We start from the raw sequence: 17,066 nt of genomic DNA on the forward strand, positions 1-17,066 counted from the left end.
CCAGGTGCAGCACGACGACGGAATCCTTGCCGCCCGAGAACAGCAACGCCGGCTTGCTGCATTCGGCCACGAGCTCGCGCAGGATGTGAATCGATTCCGCCTCGAGCCAGTCGAGATGGTCCATGCGGGTTGCGCTGACCTTGAGCGGGGTCGTCGCGGAGGATTCGAGAATCGTGCTCATGTTTGACGGTTTCCTATCGTTTGCTCGTGTGCCGCCCAGCGCGGGAATACGCGCGGGGCCGCCGTCACATCATTCGGATACTGCGTGTCACGCCGGTGTCGCCCGTGGCGTCAAGCCGGCGTCTGCTTCGTTGCACCGCTCGGTGCGAATTGAATGGTCGAGGCGGTGACGTGCAGGCCGCACTCTTTCGAGTCGCGCGACTCCCACCACCAGCGTCCCGCGCGGCTGTCCTCGCCGGGACGGACCGCGCGCGTACAAGGCTCGCACCCGATGCTGGGATAGCCGCGCGCATGCAGCGGGTTGACGGGCACGTCGAACAGCTTGAGGTAAGCCCACACCTCGCCTTCGGTCCAATCCGCAAGCGGGTTGTATTTCTCGATGTTTCGCGCCGCATCGTGCTCTTGCTCGTGCAGTTCGGTGCGCGTCACGGACTGCTCGCGGCGCTGGCCCGTCACCCACGCTTGCACGCCGCCAAGCGCGCGGTTCAGCGGCTCGACCTTGCGGATCTCGCAGCAGCGCTTGCGCAGCTCGACGCTTTCGTAAAACGCGTTCAAACCGTGCGTCTTCACGTATTCGTCGACGGCGTCGGCCTGCGGATGAAACTGCTCGATCTCGTAGCCGTAGCGTTCGCGGACGCGATCGATCATGCCGACCGTCTCCGCGTGCAGGCGGCCGGTATTGAGCGAAAAGATGCCGATCGGCGCTTTGCGCGACAAGATCGCATGCGTGAGCACCATGTCTTCAGCCGCCAAGCTGCTGGCCAGCTTCACGCTCGAATGGCGTTGCCCGATCTCGTCGATGAATGCATGCAAACGCTCGAACTTCGCCTCGAGCGCCGCATCGACGGCCGCGGCGGCGGGCGTGCGGTCTTGGCTCATGCACGCTCCGATTCGAGTTCGGCGCGGCGGCGAAACAGAGGCGCCGGCGTATCGTAGGCGCCTTGATATTTGACCGTGAACTCCTCGAACGCCCGCAAGGCGTCGTGAATGTCCTTGTCGGCCCGCACGGCGAACGCATCGAAACCGCAGCGCGCCATGAAGTTCAGGTGATCGCGCAGCACGTCGCCGATCGCGCGCAACTCACCGCTCCAACCGTAGCGATCGCGCAGCAGGCGCGCCGTGCTGTAGCCGCGACCATCGCGGAACACGGGGAAATCGACGCCGATCAGCGATATCTTGTCGAAGTCGCCGGCCAGTTCGGCCGGTTCGTCGTCGGGCGCAAGCCATACGCCGAGCTCATCGCGGCCGCGGGAGGCGACCAGCGCCTCGCGCGCTTGCGTCCATAGCGCGAACGGGACCAGCACGCGTCCGCCCGGCAGCGCCTCGGCCGCCGGCAACGAGCCGTCTTCGAGCGCGCGCACCACCGTCCAGTCGTCGCGCACCACCGAGCGATTCTTGATAATCGAAGTCATCTGCAAATATCCTTGATCCGCTCGAAATTTAAGCGTGCGCCGGCTGGCGCGACGCGTAGACGCGTTCCTTGAACGGCGCCACGCCGATCCGGTTGTAGGTGTCGATGAAGCGCTCGCCGTCGATGCGATGCTCGATGAACGTGTCGATCACCTTGCTCATGACGTCGGGCATCTCCTCCGCCGCGAACGACGGTCCGATCACGCGGCCCAGACGCGCGCCGTTCGCGCCCGTGCCCTGCTCGCCGCCGAGCGTCACTTGGTACCACTCGGAACCGTCCTTATCGACGCCGAGAATGCCGATATTGCCGACGTGATGGTGACCGCACGAGTTGATACAACCCGAGATGTTCAGCGACAGGTCCCCCAAATCGTAGACGTAGTCGAGATCGTCGAAACGATCTTGGATCGACTGAGCGATCGGCAACGACTTAGCATTGGCGAGCGAGCAGAAATCGCCGCCGGGACACGCGATGATATCGGTCAGCAAACCGATATTGGGCGTGGCGAAACCTTGCTGCTTGGCGAGCTCCCACAACGCGAACAAGTCGCGCTTGCGCACGTCCGCCAGAATCAGGTTCTGCTCGTGCGAGACGCGAATCTCGCCGAACGAGTACTGGTCCGCCCAATCGGCGACCGCTTCCATTTGCTCGGCCGTCGCATCGCCCGGCGCGCCCTTGGCCGGCTTCAGCGAAAGCGTGACGGCGGCATAACCGGGGACGCGGTGCGGACGCAGATTGCGCTCGATCCAGCGTGCGAACGCGCGGTTTTCGAGCAGATGCTTTTCGAACGTGGCATCCGTATCCGACAGCTTATCGTAAGCCGGCGGTGCGAAATGGCGCGCGACGCGGTCGACCTCGGCTTGCGTGAGCGTCGAGGGGCCGTCCTTCAGATGCTGCCATTCCTCTTCGACTTGCTGCGCGAATTTCTCGGGACCGAGTGCCTTCACGAGAATCTTGATACGCGCCTTGTACATGTTGTCGCGGCGGCCGAAGCGGTTGTACACGCGCAGAACGGCTTCGCAGTAGGTAAGCAGATGCTGCCACGGCAGGTTCTCCCGAATCACCGAGCCGATGATCGGCGTGCGGCCGAGGCCGCCGCCCGCGAGAATCGCGCACACCACCTCGCCCGCTTCGTTCTTCGACAGATACACGCCGAGATCGTGGATCTGCACGGCGACACGATCTTCCTTCGTTCCCGACACGGCGATCTTGAACTTACGCGGCAGCCAGCTAAATTCGGGGTGGAACGTGGACCATTGGCGCAGGATCTCGGACCACGGACGCGGATCGACGATCTCGTCCGGTGCCACGCCCGCGAACTGGTCGGCCGTGATGTTCCGGATGTCGTTGCCCGACGTCTGGATGCCGTGCATTTGCACCGAAGCGAGATCCGCCAGCAGATCGGGCGTTTCCTCGAGCTTGATCCAGTTGTACTGAATGTTCGTGCGGGTCGAGAAGTGGCCGTAGCCGCGGTCGTACTTGCGCGCGATGTGCGCGAGCATCCGCAATTGGTCGCTGCGCAGGTTGCCGTACGGAATCGCGATCCGATGCATGTAGGCATGACGCTGCATATACAGGCCGTTCTGCAGCCGCAGCGGGCGGAACTCGTCCTCGCTCAATTCGCCCGACAAGCGGCGGCGGACTTGGTCGCGATACTGCGCGACGCGCTCGTCGACGATTCTCTGGTCGTACTGATCGTATTGATACATGCGGGACCCCAAGTTAGTGTCGCGCGGCATCGCGCGGTGTCCGAATCGCTATCGACGCTGGCGGCGAGCCTTCGTTCAGACAAGCTCGTCATGCGCTAATGACGAAAACAGCTATGCATATTGAAAAACGTGGGTCGATCGTAATAAACTGCCCTTATATTTCAAACGACTAAAAAATTCTTTCCTTATGTCGATAGGGTTATAAATGAACCTGCACCAATTTAGGTTCGTGCGCGAGGCGGTCCGCCAGAAGTTCAATCTGACCGAGGCCGCCAAGGCGCTGTACACGTCTCAGCCGGGCGTCTCGAAGGCGATCATCGAGCTCGAGGACGAACTCGGGGTCGAAATCTTCACGCGGCACGGCAAGCGCGTGCGCTCGCTCACGGAGCCGGGACGCATCATCCTTGCCTCGGTCGAGCGGATCTTGCAGGAGGTGGAAAGCCTCAAACGCGTGGGCAAGGACTTCGCGGCGCAGGACCAGGGCAATCTCGTGATCGCCGCCACGCATACGCAGGCGCGCTACTCGCTGCCCGGGGCGATCGCCGAGTTCAAAAAGCGCTTTCCTAAGGTGCACCTGTCGATCCTGCAAGGCAGCCCGACGCAGGTGGCCGAAATGGTCATGCACGATCATGCCGACGTCGCGATCGCGACCGAGGCGATTTCGTCATACAAGGAATTGGTCTCGCTGCCGTGCTTCCAATGGCATCACGTGGCGATCATGCCGGTCGATCATCCGCTGCTGCAGCGCAAGCAACTCTCGCTCGAGGATCTCGCGCAGTATCCGCTGATCACCTACGACAACGCGTTCGCCGGGCGCACCAAGATCGACCAGGCGTTCGCGCTGCGCTCGCTCGCGCCGGACATCGTGCTCGAGGCGATCGACGCGGACGTCATCAAGACGTACGTCGAACTGGGGCTCGGGGTCGGGATCATGGCCGACATCGCGTTCAATGCCGAGCGCGACCGTAATCTGCGCGCGATGCCGGTCGGCCATTTGTTCGGCAGCAACCTGACACGCGTCGCGCTCAAGCAAGGCGCTTATTTGCGCAGTTATGTGTATACGCTCGTCGAACTGCTCTCGCCCACGCTCAATCGGAAGTTGATCGAGCAGGCCCTCAAGGGCGAATACGACAGCTACGAGCTTTGAACCAGCGGGCCGTCCCGGCGAGTATGTGCTCGCTCGACGCCCCTATCATCGATTTCACTCAGCCACGAACCTCAGGAGACCTTCGCATGGCGTTGTCCGCAACCTTGCGCCGCGCGTTCGCGCTGGCCGCATTCGCGTTCGTTAGTGCGGCACAGACCGCCCCGGCGCGAGCCGAAGTCAAAGTCGGCATCGATTTGTCCTCGACCGGGCCGGCCGCCGTCATCGGCATCACGAGCAAGAACGCGATGCTGATGTGGCCGAAGACGATCGCCGGAGAACCGGCGCAATACATCTTCCTCGACGACGGCTCCGACCCCGGCGCGGCCGTACGCAATATCAACAAGCTCATCAACGAGGATCATGTCGACGTCGTCGTGGGCCCGAACATCACGCCGGCCGCGTTGGCCGCGCTCGATCCGGTGGCCGCCTCGCATACGCCGATGATTACGCTGATCGGCTCGGGCAGCGTGGTCGAGCCGCAAAGCGGCCCGCGCGTCTGGGCCTTCAAAATGGCGCAGACCGACACCGCGATGGCCGATGTCATGACGCGCTACATGTCCAACCACGGCGTGAAGACGGTCGGCTTCATCGGTTTCGCCGACAGCTACGGCGATAGCTGGCTCAAAGAGTTTTCGACGTTCGCCAAGCTGCGTCATATCTCGATCGTCGCCACCGAGCGCTACAACCGCACCGATTCGAGCGTGACGGGCCAAGTGCTCAAGCTGATGGAAGCCAAGCCCGACGCGATGCTCGTCGCGGGCGCCGGTACGCCGGCCGTACTGCCGCAGCGCGAACTCGTCCAGCGCGGTTTCAAAGGCCCGATCTACCAGACGCACGGCATCGCCACGCCGGCGTTCATCAAGCTCGGCGGCAAGGATGTCGAGGGCACGCTGTTCCCCACCCAGCCGGTCGTCGTCGCCCGCACGTTACCGGCCGACCACCCGTCGAAGAAGGCCGCGATGGCGTTCGTCGATAGCTACGAAGCCAAATTCGGTGCGGGCAGCGTCACCCAGTTCGCCGGCGATGCGGCCGGTGTCTACCCGCGCTTGAACGACGCCGTCGCACGCGCCTTGAAGACGGCGCGGCCGGGCACCGAGGCCTTCCGCTCGGCGCTGCGCACCGCGCTCGAGCAGGCGCACGAACTCGTGGTGCCGAACGGCGTCGTCACGACGACCGCGACCGATCACGTCGGGCTCGATCAACGTGCGAGCGTCATGGGGGCGATCAAGGACGGCAAGTTCGTCTACTTGAGCCAGTAAGCGCTAGCCGCCCTCAGGCGAGCTGAAAGCGGGCGACCAACCGCTCCATCTGCTCCGCCTGTTCCTGCAACGACGCGCTCGCGGCCGCCGATTCCTCCACGAGCGCGGCGTTGCGCTGGGTCACTTCGTCCATCTGCGCGATCGCGACGTTGACCTGCTCGATGCCGTCGCTCTGTTGCTCCGAGGCATCGGCGATTTCACCGACGATGCGATCGACGTCGGCGATCGCATCGATGACCGCATGGATCGCTCCGTCGACTTGAACGAATAGCGCCGAGCCGCCCGTCACGCGTTCGATGGACGTTTGGATCAGCGCCTTGACGTCCTTCGCCGCGGCCGCACTGCGGTGCGCGAGCGCGCGCACTTCCCCGGCGACCACGCCGAACCCTTTGCCCTGCTCGCCCGCGCGCGCCGCCTCGACGGCCGCGTTCAACGCCAGGATGTTCGTCTGGAATGCGATGCCTTCGATGACGGAGACGATCTCGGCCATGCGCGTCGACCCGTCGTGTACCTGCTTCATGATGTCCACGGCCGAGGTCACGATCGAGCCCGTGCGCGAAGCGCGTTCGGAAGCCTCGGCACTGAGCTTGTTCGCGTTGGCCGCGTTCGACGCGTTGTGCCGCACGGTCGAGGTCAATTGCTCCATGCTGGCCGCTGTCTCTTGGAGCGATGCCGCCTGCGTCTCCGTGCGTTGCGATAGATCCTGATTGCCGGCCGCGATTTGCCCGCTGCCCACCAGTACCGATTGCGCGGCGCCGCGTGTCGCGGCGATCGTCTGCGTCCACGCCGCGACGAGCGCGTTCAAGCCGCGTTTGATCGACGCGAATTCGTCTTTGCCGTCCACGGCGAGCGATGCCCGTAGATCGCCCGTGCCGATCGCCGCCATCGAAGTCGACAAGGCGGCGACATCGCGCTGGGTCCGCAACGCGAAGGCGGCAAATAAATACAGCGCGCAGCCGATCGACATCGCACTCAGCAGCGATAGGACGATCACCTCGTTGCGTTCGTGGCGCGCGCGCGTGTTCAGCCGATCGCGCGCAAGCTGCGAAAGCGTGGCGTGTGCTCCGTATAAGGCGGCGATCGCGTCGGTGCCTTGCTGAAAAAAGGCGCTGGCGTCGAGCGCTGGGGCGCCCTCGCGGGCCAACGCGGCGACCGTCTGCCGGAAGGTATCGTAGGGGCTGAGATCGATCGCCGAGAGCTTGGCGCCCACTGCCGGGCCGGTTTGCGCTTCGCGTATGCCGGAGAGGGCATGGCGCAGTGCGGCGCTTTGCTCGTCGAGCAAAGCCGCGCGCGTTTGCAGCACGCCTCGGTCGAGATCGGCGAGCGCACCCGCGCTCAATGCGGCCGCCCCCTTTCCCCGTGTGAGGCCCGCCGTTTCGGCGGCGCTCGGCAATTCGAATGCCACTGTGTCGATGAGCGCGGCGTTCACTTCGTCCGGATCGAGAGCGAGTCTGGCCAAATTGGCCAAGTCACGCTCGAACAAAAAAATCTCGCGCACGAGGCGCGTGTGCGATTCGAATAGCGCCGTGCCGGTCGGCCCGAGCCCCGCCGCCGAGAGTTGCGCGTAGCGATCGGCCAGCGCCTTGGGCTGCGCGCGCATATCGAAGTGCGTACTCGCTTGCGCTTGCGCGATTAGACGGGTCAGCGAGGCATCGGCTGCCGCGCTCGACGAATCGAAGGCCGATCGCATGCCCGCGTTCCCGGCCAATACCGCCGCGCCGGCGCCGCGGCGCACTTGTACCGCTTTGAGTAGATCTTGTGTCGTGGCGAGCATGGCGATGCCGTCTTGCTCGCTGAGCGTCGCGCGGTACGCTTGCAGCGCGGAGTGAATTGTGGCGTAGAGGGTCGTCGACAAAGGCGCCATGAACAACAGCGCTAGGATGATGAGCTTGTTCGGCATGCGCAGCCGGCCCATCAGCGCCATTCCAGGCGCAAATACGGCTCGAATCACGGTGTTCCCCAGCAAGTGCGCGGTCTACGTCGCATAGACCGATAAATCGCCGCGCTCCATGTTGCGAAAGCTCATGCCTCGCTTCGGCGGCTTGGATAGTCAGACGATACGCGGCCGAAGCGGGCCTCCGCTTGACGCACGTCAACGGTAAAAAAACGGGGAAAAAAGGGCCACGACGTTGGTCCTGGCTGATCGGGTCGGCTTTCAATGAGAGGAAGGCGAAGCCGCCTGGACGAGCGGCGGATCGACGCGGTGGGCCAACACGCGGTGAGCCACCGCTTGTCAGGCGCGACGAATTCCGCCATAATCGCGCTCTTGTCGTCCGGTGTGTTCTCGCGCCGGCGAAAGCCCAGGTGGTGAAACAGGTAGACGCAGGGGACTCAAAATCCCCCGCCGCAAGGCGTGCCGGTTCGAGTCCGGCCCTGGGCACCAAGAATTCCCGTGAAAGGCCCAGCCCGCAAGGCTGGGCCTTTTCATTTGGCGCAGATTTGGCGCGGCGCGATTCCAAGGCACACGTGCCCGTCTCCAAGCACATATCGGTACTGTCGAACCGGCCAACGCGCCGAAATGAAGCCAATACCGCCGCATTCAGTCGATCAATACGTGTAGGTCGACTCGCGACGCGACAGCACGCACCACTTTGTGCGTGCCGTGTCCGGGATTGACCGCTGTCTCTACCGACACCAGTCCCGCGGCAAGCAACGCGTCGACGTCGCGCTTCACCGCACTCCGATCACGATGCAAGCGCGCTGCGATCGTGGTGATCGAAGCCGGCTCCGCCTTGATCGTGCGGAACAGGCCGATACGAGCCTGCGTGAGCAACTGTGCAACCTCGGCCGGGTCGTCGAACGTAACGATGTGAGTTTCAGCAAGTGGTTCGCCGCGATCAGCCTGGCGCGCAAGACGCTTGCCACGCGCGAAGAATTCCGCCTCGGTACCAGTTTCGATTCGTGTCTTGCTCATGATTTGCTCCGCAATGCAGTCCAGTCGCGCTCGAACCGCTCCTCGACATCCTCGAAGCTGACGACCCGGTGACGCCCTTTCTCTTTCTATTTGTCTTCCGTGCGCTGGAACCGGCACCCGGGCTGGCCTCACAGCATGCTCTCCGTCGCAGCCCCCGAGGATGAGTAGTGGCTGAATTGGGACCGACTTACCTCCTCAGCAAAGCTCGTTCATCCGACGCGCGGCCTCACAACTCGACCAATCTTTGGCCTATCCGCTCATGCCGCGAGGCGATGGGGTCGAACATCGAGTCTGCGACGGAATCCGCATCGGTGAAGGCATCCACCGCCTTGCCGTAGTAGGTCCGCGCCGTGTTCAGGAACCGTACGGCATTGACTTTGTATTCCGCGATCAAGCTTTGCTGGTAGTCCTCTCGCGCCGTCTCGTCCATGACGTACTGCTTACGATCCCATCCGGTATAGGGGTCGATTAAGGCAGGAGCATCCGCCATCGTGAGATTCGCGATCTTGTTCACTTCGCCAACGGCTTGCGCGAGCGCACCGTCCGCATATTGCAAGAACTGCACGGCGAGCGTCGCTTGCGACTGTTCGTCGACCTTCAACCCGACGAGTGCCTCGGCACCGGACACGTTGCCTCGCGCAATCCAATCGTCGTCGATGAATTTCACGAGCTTGCTCTGCTTGAAGCGGACGCGGCGGGAGAATCGCAGCTTCGAACCGACTCGTCGAAAGAAGCTACCGGACCTGCGCTGCCTCATGATCGATCGGGGCGGGGACGCGCTTTCGCCGATGCCGCGACCTGCCGCGCCGGGCGAAACTTCGGAGTCGGGCTTGGCATATACGACCGTGAGCGGGTCGTCGTCTCTGTACGGCCGTAAGCGGGAGTATGTCGTTCGTGCCCAGTTGAGGACGGGCATGAAGGAAACATGCCCCGACGGATCGATGCGATTGATCGGATCGCCCGCGCAGTACGCATACGGACCGAGCCCGCCGCCACCGAATGGACTGAGGGCATCCGCCACGTTGAAACCCATTCGGCCCGCGAGATACCACCGGTAGCCGTCGCCCAGCGGATAAGCGAACGTGACGGGATCCCGATAGGCGCCGGAGAACGCTAACGACGTGGTCTTGCGCATCGTTCATCCGGCGTAAGCATGCATCGCATCGAGCGCTCCCTATTGGAAAATATCGCTGCCGTAGACCATGGAACTCAACTTCTCGCTCCCGTAATCCAACAACAAACGCTTCGCCTCGGCGACGCGATCGGCGGGCACGTAGATTCCCCGAAAGTGGTCGAGGTTGATCGATTCGACGGTCAAGATATGCACGTCGCAACAACGCAGTGGCATATCGTTATCCAGCCCATATAGCACCGGAAACACCTTGTCCGACGAACCGTAGCTGCTATAGACCTCTACGCTGAGCTTGGCCTTATGGAATCCGTATAAGCTGATCCCCAGGCTCGTCCCCGACCGGGTTTCGAGGTCGGTGACCGTATTACGGAACTCGCCGGAGGGCAACCTCGGTCCGTCACGGAAAAACCACGGCGTGCCGTCCATCTTTTCCATGCTCAAGAGTGCGCGAAATTTCGCCACGCCCTCGAGCGAGGCACTGTTCGACCCGTGCACGTACCACGATCCATCGGCTATGAGTTGACTCTTCCAAGTCGTCCACGGGACTTCAAACCGCTGCGGCTCCCACACATCATCCGACTCGCTGCGCGCGCGTGGTACGGCAACGCTAGCCGCCAATGAGCCGCCGTCCTCGGTTCCCCGCTCCGCCGCCTCGCTCACGGCACGCGCAGCGAATGCCCCGAGCGCCTCGAACGTGCGACCGGTGGGGTCCGCGCGGCTGACGGGATCACCGCCGCAATAGGCATACGGATGGATACCGCCCGCGCCGAACGGACTCACGCTATCCGGCGCGTTGAAGCGCATCCGAGCCGGCCCGTACCAACGATAACCGGCACCGAGCGGATAACCGCACGCGACGAGATCCCGATAGGTGCCCGTGAATCCGATTCGGATGTTTGCGGTCATGGTCCATGTCGTCTAAAGAAGGACGCGCGCCCATTACGAACCTCACATCACGCAAGCGTGCGAGCCAGCCCTGTTCGTCGATCCTACGGCCAAGCGTCGTTCGCCGCGCTGGTAAAACTGATAGCCTCGGTGCGGCTAAACCCTCGACGCTTCTCAAATAACCGCTCAGGCGCGGGCGAGGAAACGCGTCAAACGATCGACGCCGTCCAAAAGCTTGCGATCGTCGCTCACGGCATGACACCAACGCAGCCATCCGTCTCCCTCGGGGCCGAAGGCCGAACCAGGCGCGAGGCCGAGGCCGACTTCGCTCACGAGCTTCTTGGCGAGATCGAGCGAATCGTCGAAACCGGCGAGGCGGAAGAACACATACATGGCCCCGCCCGCTTCGGGCACCTGCACGCCGGGCAGCGATTGCAGCGCTTGCGAAAGCAGCGTGCGCGTATGCGACAAGCGAGACCGCAGGCGTGCGATCTCGGGCTCGCCGCGCTGCAACGCAATGGCCGCGGCCCGCTGCACGGGCTCGAATACGCATGAGAAGTTGTATTCGATGATCTTCGCCAAGTCTGCCGTGAGTTCATCGGGCACGACCATCCATCCCGCGCGCCAACCCGTCATCGACCAAGCCTTCGAGAAGCTATTGACCGAAATGATGCGGTCGCCCGCTTCCCCGTGCCGAAGAAACGACGGCGCCGAGCGCCGATTCTCGTCATAGACCAATCGCTCATACACGTCGTCGCAGATGATCCAAATGCCATGCTTGCGGCAGTGACTCAAGATCGCTTCGACGCTTTGCTCGTCGATGGTCCATCCCGTGGGATTATTCGGCGAATTGACGATCACCGCCCGCGTATCCGGCGTGAGTACGTCCAGCAGCCGATCGAGGTCGAGCGTCCATCGGCCATTGCTGACGCACAAGGGGACGCGGTCCACTCGGGCACCGAGGATCTTGGGGATTTCACAAATGTTGGGCCACAACGGAGTCACCGCAACGACGCGATCCTGCGGCGACAGCAGCAGTTCCGAGGCGATCATGAGGGCTGTCACGCCCGAACTCGTCACGGCGATTCGCTCGTCCCCGATCGGTCGCGCATGCAACTCCGAGAGATAGGTGGCGATGTGTTCGCGCAGATACGGCCTGCCCAAGTTCTGCGAGTAGAACGTTTCGCCTTGCGTCAGCGAGCGCGCCGCCTCCTCGCGGATGAACGCCGCCGTTGCCGTATCAGACTCTCCGAACCAAAACGGCAAGACGTCCGCGCGGCCCATGCCGCTGTTGGCAACCTCTCGAATAAGGGAGCCGGCTAGGTCCTGGATAGCGGCTCTGGCCTGGAGGGGGTGAAAGCGGCGATCGGTCATAACTTGTCTCGGCGGGCAATGGCGGGTAGTGGCGGCGGGAAACGCAAGCGCGGCTTCCCGACGGCGATATTAGGTGGCTAATATTCGCATGTCATTCCGATACCGGGGATGACGGCGGGAACGCCGCTCACCGCCCGCCTCCTCGAACACAGAAAAGCAACTACACCCGATGAGAAAGCTGCTCACGATTCCCATGCTGCTGGCGTGCCTGTCGGCGCACGCGAAAGATACCCATACGGAGCCTAGGCCCTATTCTCCGCAGTACTACGCCTGCTTGGATAAAGCGGGGCCCACCACGTTTTACGACCAAAGCGCTGATTCCAACTGCGACGCAGAGGAAGTCAAGTTTCAAAAGAAGCGCATCAATGCTGCCTACGGCAAGCTCGTGAAACTTTGGAAGGACAATCCGCAAACCGTCGCCCAATTCAATGTGGCGCAAAAGGCATGGGTGCAGTGGCGCGACAGTACGTACGCGTTGCTGCAAGAGGCCGGCGGAACGAACGGACAAGTGGTGTATCTCGTTAGCTCCGACTTCCTGCTGAGGTCGCTCGTCGATCAGGCGAACCTCTTGGAGACACTCGTCGCGTCCAACGGCGGCGGCTGACGAACGACGCGCCGGCTTCGCCCCGGAGGGTCTACGCAGTACGCCGAGCCCAAACACCCGTCGCTGCGCCTCGCGTCGCGCGAACGTGCGCGATGCGCGCGACGTAGCCGAACACGCATGCCGCCGCCACCGCCGCGACGTCGATCGCGAGTAGCGCCCAGTCGTGTCGCGCAATCGACTCGAGCAGATCGCTTGCGCCCAATGCAACGTCGGCCAGCACGATGCCTGCGCACGCGACGGACGCGACGATCAGCAAATCGCGCGCGGCGAGGACCGGCGCCCGCCACGCGCAATGGACGAGACTGGCCGCGAGCACGATGCCGAACACCCGATTCGCGCCGATTCCGGGCAAACATCGCGCGCCGGCGAATGCGACCGCAAGACCCACACAGGTGCCGATGCAAACCCCGACCGTCGCGCGCGCCACGTTACGCGCCGCAAGCGGCTGCACGGCCATATGGCGTTTGCGCCGCGCCTCGAGCCACATGAGGTTGCCGGTGAATACCATGGCTGCGCCGCAAAGGCCCAGGACGAAGTACACGCAGCGCAACGCAAGCCCACCATACGTACCGAAGTGAAGCCCGTACACCGCGCTACCGACGGCGTGGTTCGCATCGCGCGCGCCGGCGTACTGGCCACCCGTGACGATGCCGCTATTCAACCGCAACGTCACCGCCCCGCGCGTGCCGAGCGCTCGTGGGACGTTGCCCCATAGCTCGGCCGTTCCCTTGGGCGCGCCATAGTCGACGAACGTGATCCATTCGGGTTCGAGATCCGGCACTTCCCGTCTCGCCGCCGCGAGCAGTTGCGCGGCACTCAGCGGCGCGGAATCGGATCGCGCCTGCTCGGCAGGCGCGGCGAGCGCATTCGGCGACCACATCGCTGGCAATGCCGCCGCGAATTGATGCCCGAACGCGATGTTGAAAGCGAATGCGATGACCGTCGCGAGGCACATGAAGCCCCCGGTAACGGCCACCATCGCGTAGTACGGCAACGCAAACAAGCCGAGCGCATTGTGCGCATCCTGCCAGAAGCGCTTGCGATTCTTCCCCGGCCGCAACGCGAAGATATCCTTTGCCATCCGCGGCCAATGTACGACCAAGCCGCTCAGCATCGCGAAGCCGAACGCGATCGATACCGCGCCCATCAGGTACGTGCCGAAGGGCGGCAGCGCGAGCGCGTAGTGCAGTTGATTGACGAACGAAGCGAGCCTCGGCGTATCGAGCGGCATAAGAGACGGCGCTCCACGCCCGGACGCATCGCGTCGATCCAGCGCCGCGAAATGCCAGCGTCCGCGTTCGAACCAATACGCCGTAGGATCCGGCATGGCCGCGCTCGGCCACACGATGCCGAAGCGCGTCGCGGCTAACGGATGCGCCGTCAGCACGGCCGCGGCCAGCCGGTCGACGTCGTCCATCGACGGCTGCACATGGCGCGCCTGCGGGCGCTCCCAGCGGCCGATCTCGTCCTCGAACATCGTCAGCGCTCCGGCGAGAAAGGCGATGAACAGCGCGAAGCCCGCGACGATGCCGCTCCAGGTATGCAGCCACTGATAGGTCTTTAGCGTTTGCGCGCGCATCGTCAACTCGCCGAACCGATCCGCTGCGCCGCGTAGAGGAGCGCGAACGCGACGAGATTGCCGCCCGCCAGATACGCCGCCAGGCGCCGGTGCGAAGCCACGCCAACCCACCACGAAGCGGCGCCGACCCAAACGGGGATCGACAGCACCATCGCACCGATGGCCGAGTGCCGCCAGCCACCGGGCAATAGCATTGCGAATGCGGCGCACAGCGCGATGGAAAACGGCAACGCCGCAACCGACACGATCAAGAAGCGCAACGGCACTTGTCCCCTCCCATGCGCCGGATCGCCAAGCGCCGAGTTGCCTCCACCGCGAACGGCATGGCGCAGCAACTCACGCCGATCGAGACGCAAGTCGCGCACAGGCCCGCAAGCCACCCTTGCGCCTCGATCCACTGCACCGCCGCGAGCAGCGCGAACGACGCGGCGAGACCGCTTGCCAAGCGGCGGTGCACGGCACCGCTCGGGACGGCCGCGGGCGACGCGCGCCAAGCCGAGGCCGCCGCGCCGAGGCTAGCGGCAAACGCAAGCCAACCGTTCATGCCGAAAAGTCCTCGCTATGGCCTGCTATATCGCTCGACGTATCCATCCTCGCTCCCGTCGCCATGCTCGCCCCTCAAAAGTCGGTCGACAGCGAGAACATCGCCGTGCGCGGCGCGCCTTGCGTCAGATAGCCGCCAAGGGTCGAGCTCCAGTAAGCGTGATTGGCGACGTTCAGCACCATCGCGCGAAGCTCCGTTTCGTGACCGAACACCTTGCGGCGATAGCGCGCGCCGATATCGATGCGCGTCCAAGGCGCAATCGATAACTGATTGGCCACGTCGAGGTACTGCTTGCTCGTATAGGTTGCCCGGCCCATCAGCGTGAAGCCTGTCAGCGCCGGAACGTCCCATTCGCCGGTGAAGGTGAACATGTAGCGGGGCACGCCGATCGGCCGATTGCCGTCGTCGGCCCCGCCCGCCGTGCCGCGCAAGGTGGCGTCGATCAACGTGCCGCCCGCGATCAGCCGTACCCCTTTGATCGGCTCGCCGAACATCGATACTTCGACGCCGCGATGGCGCTGATCGCCGTTCGTGCCGTAGATCTCCGTCGCCGGGTCCACGTATGCGGACGGCTGATTGATCTGATAGACGGCGAGCGACGCGCCGTAGCGCTCGGCGTCGTATTTAACGCCCGCCTCGACTTGGCGCGCGCGATACGGCGCGAGCATTTGATTCGCGTTGCGCGCGGTCGAAGGCGCCTGTCCGCCCTGCGACAACGCCTCGGTACGATTCAAGTAAAACGACACGCTTCGCCACGGTTTCACGACGAGCCCGAATACCGGTGTGGTCGCGGACTGATCGTAGACGGACGTGGACGCGCCCGTGTAGTCGTAATCGGCGACGTGGAGCTTTTGATAGCGCGCACCCAGCGTGAACAAAACGCGATCGTTCAGGAACCCGAGCGTGTCCGCGATCGCTGCGCTGCGCATCAAGGTCGTGCTCGTCAAACCGGGATCGTTCAAGTTGCCGCCCGAGAAAAGCGCAGCCGGTTGAGGCACTTGCACAGTGTCGTACAGGCTCGTCGGGAAGGTGCCCGACATGTCGTAGGCGCTGTACGTGTTCAGGTGAGAAATCGACACGCCCGCGCTGAGCCGGTGCGTCACCGGTCCCGTTGCGAACGCCCCGCGCACGCCCGCCTCGCCGGCCAGGCCGTCGGCCTTGTACGGCACGCCCAATCGATAGCCTGACGTTTCGGTGGGCGAAACGTACGTCGGCGATTCGTATTGACCGCGTTCGCTGTCGTGATGGACACCCGCGCTCGCATAGGCCGTCCAGCCCGGCAAGAAGTCGTATTCGGCTCGGACCATCGCGAGCGTGTCTTCAAGCGTGCTGTAGTTCCACGCTTGCGTGTAGTTGTAAGTGGCGGACGGAACAGCCGGGATCGCATTGCCTCGCACATACACGACCGAGCGCCCATCGGTGATCTTCTCGCGCTGGTAGACGAAATCCCCGTACACGCGCAGCTTTTCGCCGCGATAGTCGAGCGACACCGACGTAATCGCATCGCGCCGATGCTCGCCGTCGATCGACGTCTCGCCGCCGTGCGCGGCCGAATTGACGCGAATGCCGAACTGATCGCGATCGCCGAAGCGCCTGCCGACATCGACGTGCGTGCCGACCTCTCCGGAAGCCGTCCCGTCCAGCGTGATGCGCGTGAGCGGCTTGTCGTCAGCGCGTTTCAGCCGCAGATCGATGCCGCCGCCCACGCCCGAACTCGAAGGCGGCACGCCGCCGACGAACGAATTCGCTCCGCGGAACACATCCACGCGTTCGAGCGCCTCGGTCATGACGAGTTGACGCGGGACGATTCCATACAAGCCGTTCAGGGAAATATCGTCGCCCTCGAGCGGGAAACCGCGCACGACGAACTCTTGGGAGAAGTTGCCGAAACCGAACGCGCTGCGCACGGCCGGGTCGTTGGCGATGACGTCGGCGAGCGTCCGCGCCTGCTGCTGCTCGATCAGCCGAGACGTGTAGCTCGTGACAGTGAACGGCATGTCGAGGTTCGTCTGTTTGCCGAGCACGCCGTACTCGGCCCCGCGCGCAACCTGCCCGCCGGCGAAAGTCGGCGCATAGTCGCCTGGCAAGCTTGGCGCTTTGTCCTTGACGGTGATGGTGGGTAGCGCCACCGTGCCTTCGGCTTGCGCCGCGGCATGGCCGGCGATCGTCGAGAGCACGGCACCGGCGACGGAAACAGGAAGAATGCGACGCCGACGCGCGACGCCTCGAACAACACCCCGATTGCAGACAGACATAGTTATTGAGCGAACAAGCAGACGGACCAAGGCCGCTACCCTCGTTCGGGTAGCGGGGAATTCTGAGATAGCT

At 63.7% G+C, this 17,066-nt stretch carries 15 protein-coding genes, 1 tRNA gene and 1 pseudogene; 4 read left to right on the forward strand and 13 right to left on the reverse strand.

The genetic code is table 11. The annotated features are described in order from the left end of the window. The 4 genes and pseudogenes from C0Z18_RS27980 to C0Z18_RS27995 all read right to left on the reverse strand — a co-directional run. Positions 1 to 181: pseudogene (locus C0Z18_RS27980) on the reverse strand (sulfate adenylyltransferase subunit CysD); the annotation flags it as partial. Positions 182 to 291: 110 nt separating this feature from the next. Continuing rightward, positions 292 to 1,059, reverse strand: a complete 768-nt coding sequence (locus C0Z18_RS27985; protein ID WP_102648696.1) for a phosphoadenylyl-sulfate reductase — start codon at positions 1,057 to 1,059, stop codon at positions 292 to 294. Further along, positions 1,056 to 1,592: a DUF934 domain-containing protein gene (locus C0Z18_RS27990; RefSeq protein WP_102648697.1), complete on the reverse strand. Its 537-nt coding sequence runs from the start codon at positions 1,590 to 1,592 to the stop codon at positions 1,056 to 1,058. The genes C0Z18_RS27985 and C0Z18_RS27990 overlap by 4 nt, the downstream gene beginning before the upstream one ends. A gap of 28 nt (positions 1,593 to 1,620) precedes the next feature. Beyond that, positions 1,621 to 3,300, reverse strand: coding sequence for a nitrite/sulfite reductase (locus tag C0Z18_RS27995; RefSeq protein WP_102648698.1), 1,680 nt, complete (start codon positions 3,298 to 3,300; stop codon positions 1,621 to 1,623). A 205-nt stretch (positions 3,301 to 3,505) separates the two neighbouring features. Between C0Z18_RS27995 and C0Z18_RS28000 the strand changes: the two genes are divergently transcribed. Together C0Z18_RS28000 and C0Z18_RS28005 are read left to right on the forward strand one after the other, a co-directional pair. Then, positions 3,506 to 4,447: a CysB family HTH-type transcriptional regulator gene (locus C0Z18_RS28000; protein ID WP_102648699.1), complete on the forward strand. Its 942-nt coding sequence runs from the start codon at positions 3,506 to 3,508 to the stop codon at positions 4,445 to 4,447. An 86-nt stretch (positions 4,448 to 4,533) separates the two neighbouring features. After that, positions 4,534 to 5,706, forward strand: a complete 1,173-nt coding sequence (locus C0Z18_RS28005; protein ID WP_102648700.1) for an ABC transporter substrate-binding protein — start codon at positions 4,534 to 4,536, stop codon at positions 5,704 to 5,706. 13 nt (positions 5,707 to 5,719) lie between these two features. On the opposite strand, the gene C0Z18_RS28010 is transcribed toward C0Z18_RS28005, so the two are convergent. Continuing rightward, positions 5,720 to 7,630, reverse strand: a complete 1,911-nt coding sequence (locus C0Z18_RS28010) for a methyl-accepting chemotaxis protein (RefSeq protein WP_146014120.1) — start codon at positions 7,628 to 7,630, stop codon at positions 5,720 to 5,722. A 374-nt stretch (positions 7,631 to 8,004) separates the two neighbouring features. On the opposite strand from C0Z18_RS28010, the gene C0Z18_RS28015 reads away from it, so the two are divergent. Then, positions 8,005 to 8,089, forward strand: a tRNA-Leu gene (locus tag C0Z18_RS28015). Positions 8,090 to 8,245: 156 nt separating this feature from the next. On the opposite strand, the gene C0Z18_RS28020 is transcribed toward C0Z18_RS28015, so the two are convergent. The 4 genes from C0Z18_RS28020 to C0Z18_RS28035 form a co-directional block, all read right to left on the reverse strand. Further along, entirely contained in the window at positions 8,246 to 8,620 is a 375-nt protein-coding gene (locus C0Z18_RS28020; RefSeq protein ID WP_102648701.1) for an HVO_A0114 family putative DNA-binding protein, read from the reverse strand. Between the two features lie 226 nt (positions 8,621 to 8,846). Continuing rightward, positions 8,847 to 9,755 (reverse strand): RHS repeat-associated core domain-containing protein, encoded by a 909-nt coding sequence (locus tag C0Z18_RS28025; RefSeq protein ID WP_102648702.1) that lies wholly within the window; start codon positions 9,753 to 9,755, stop codon positions 8,847 to 8,849. 39 nt (positions 9,756 to 9,794) lie between these two features. Continuing rightward, positions 9,795 to 10,658 (reverse strand): RHS repeat-associated core domain-containing protein, encoded by an 864-nt coding sequence (locus tag C0Z18_RS28030; RefSeq protein WP_102648703.1) that lies wholly within the window; start codon positions 10,656 to 10,658, stop codon positions 9,795 to 9,797. A 165-nt stretch (positions 10,659 to 10,823) separates the two neighbouring features. Beyond that, positions 10,824 to 12,011, reverse strand: a complete 1,188-nt coding sequence (locus tag C0Z18_RS28035; protein ID WP_102648704.1) for a pyridoxal phosphate-dependent aminotransferase — start codon at positions 12,009 to 12,011, stop codon at positions 10,824 to 10,826. A gap of 169 nt (positions 12,012 to 12,180) precedes the next feature. Between C0Z18_RS28035 and C0Z18_RS28040 the strand changes: the two genes are divergently transcribed. Continuing rightward, a complete protein-coding gene (locus tag C0Z18_RS28040; RefSeq protein WP_102648705.1) occupies positions 12,181 to 12,615 on the forward strand; it encodes a lysozyme inhibitor LprI family protein in 435 nt (144 codons plus the stop codon). Positions 12,616 to 12,646: 31 nt separating this feature from the next. Here the strand turns inward: C0Z18_RS28040 and C0Z18_RS28045 are convergent, their stop codons facing one another. The 4 genes from C0Z18_RS28045 to C0Z18_RS28060 form a co-directional block, all read right to left on the reverse strand. Beyond that, complete coding sequence (locus C0Z18_RS28045; RefSeq protein ID WP_102648706.1) at positions 12,647 to 14,194, reverse strand: PepSY-associated TM helix domain-containing protein; 1,548 nt, start codon at positions 14,192 to 14,194, stop codon at positions 12,647 to 12,649. A 2-nt stretch (positions 14,195 to 14,196) separates the two neighbouring features. Beyond that, positions 14,197 to 14,460, reverse strand: a complete 264-nt coding sequence (locus C0Z18_RS28050) for a hypothetical protein (RefSeq protein ID WP_102648707.1) — start codon at positions 14,458 to 14,460, stop codon at positions 14,197 to 14,199. Then, on the reverse strand, positions 14,442 to 14,738 hold the full coding sequence (locus C0Z18_RS28055) for a hypothetical protein (protein WP_102648708.1): 297 nt from the start codon (positions 14,736 to 14,738) through the stop codon (positions 14,442 to 14,444). The genes C0Z18_RS28050 and C0Z18_RS28055 overlap by 19 nt, the downstream gene beginning before the upstream one ends. 74 nt (positions 14,739 to 14,812) lie before the next feature. After that, on the reverse strand, positions 14,813 to 16,993 hold the full coding sequence (locus C0Z18_RS28060) for a TonB-dependent receptor (RefSeq protein WP_102648709.1): 2,181 nt from the start codon (positions 16,991 to 16,993) through the stop codon (positions 14,813 to 14,815). Positions 16,994 to 17,066: the final 73 nt, after the last annotated feature.

Source organism: Trinickia dabaoshanensis (genome assembly GCF_002879885.1).
Lineage (GTDB): Bacteria > Pseudomonadota > Gammaproteobacteria > Burkholderiales > Burkholderiaceae > Trinickia > Trinickia dabaoshanensis.

Excerpts from the sequence above, each read along its gene's own strand:
- C0Z18_RS27985 (WP_102648696.1), bottom strand. The coding sequence starts at position 1,059 with ATGAGCCAAGACCGCACGCCCGCCGCCGCGGCCGTCGATGCGGCGCTC.
- C0Z18_RS27990 (WP_102648697.1), bottom strand. The coding sequence starts at position 1,592 with ATGACTTCGATTATCAAGAATCGCTCGGTGGTGCGCGACGACTGGACG.
- C0Z18_RS27995 (WP_102648698.1), bottom strand. The coding sequence starts at position 3,300 with ATGTATCAATACGATCAGTACGACCAGAGAATCGTCGACGAGCGCGTC.
- C0Z18_RS28000 (WP_102648699.1), top strand. The coding sequence starts at position 3,506 with ATGAACCTGCACCAATTTAGGTTCGTGCGCGAGGCGGTCCGCCAGAAG.
- C0Z18_RS28005 (WP_102648700.1), top strand. The coding sequence starts at position 4,534 with ATGGCGTTGTCCGCAACCTTGCGCCGCGCGTTCGCGCTGGCCGCATTC.
- C0Z18_RS28010 (WP_146014120.1), bottom strand. The coding sequence starts at position 7,630 with ATGGCGCTGATGGGCCGGCTGCGCATGCCGAACAAGCTCATCATCCTA.
- C0Z18_RS28020 (WP_102648701.1), bottom strand. The coding sequence starts at position 8,620 with ATGAGCAAGACACGAATCGAAACTGGTACCGAGGCGGAATTCTTCGCG.
- C0Z18_RS28025 (WP_102648702.1), bottom strand. The coding sequence starts at position 9,755 with ATGCGCAAGACCACGTCGTTAGCGTTCTCCGGCGCCTATCGGGATCCC.
- C0Z18_RS28030 (WP_102648703.1), bottom strand. The coding sequence starts at position 10,658 with ATGACCGCAAACATCCGAATCGGATTCACGGGCACCTATCGGGATCTC.
- C0Z18_RS28035 (WP_102648704.1), bottom strand. The coding sequence starts at position 12,011 with ATGACCGATCGCCGCTTTCACCCCCTCCAGGCCAGAGCCGCTATCCAG.
- C0Z18_RS28040 (WP_102648705.1), top strand. The coding sequence starts at position 12,181 with ATGAGAAAGCTGCTCACGATTCCCATGCTGCTGGCGTGCCTGTCGGCG.
- C0Z18_RS28045 (WP_102648706.1), bottom strand. The coding sequence starts at position 14,194 with ATGCGCGCGCAAACGCTAAAGACCTATCAGTGGCTGCATACCTGGAGC.
- C0Z18_RS28055 (WP_102648708.1), bottom strand. The coding sequence starts at position 14,738 with ATGAACGGTTGGCTTGCGTTTGCCGCTAGCCTCGGCGCGGCGGCCTCG.
- C0Z18_RS28060 (WP_102648709.1), bottom strand. The coding sequence starts at position 16,993 with ATGTCTGTCTGCAATCGGGGTGTTGTTCGAGGCGTCGCGCGTCGGCGT.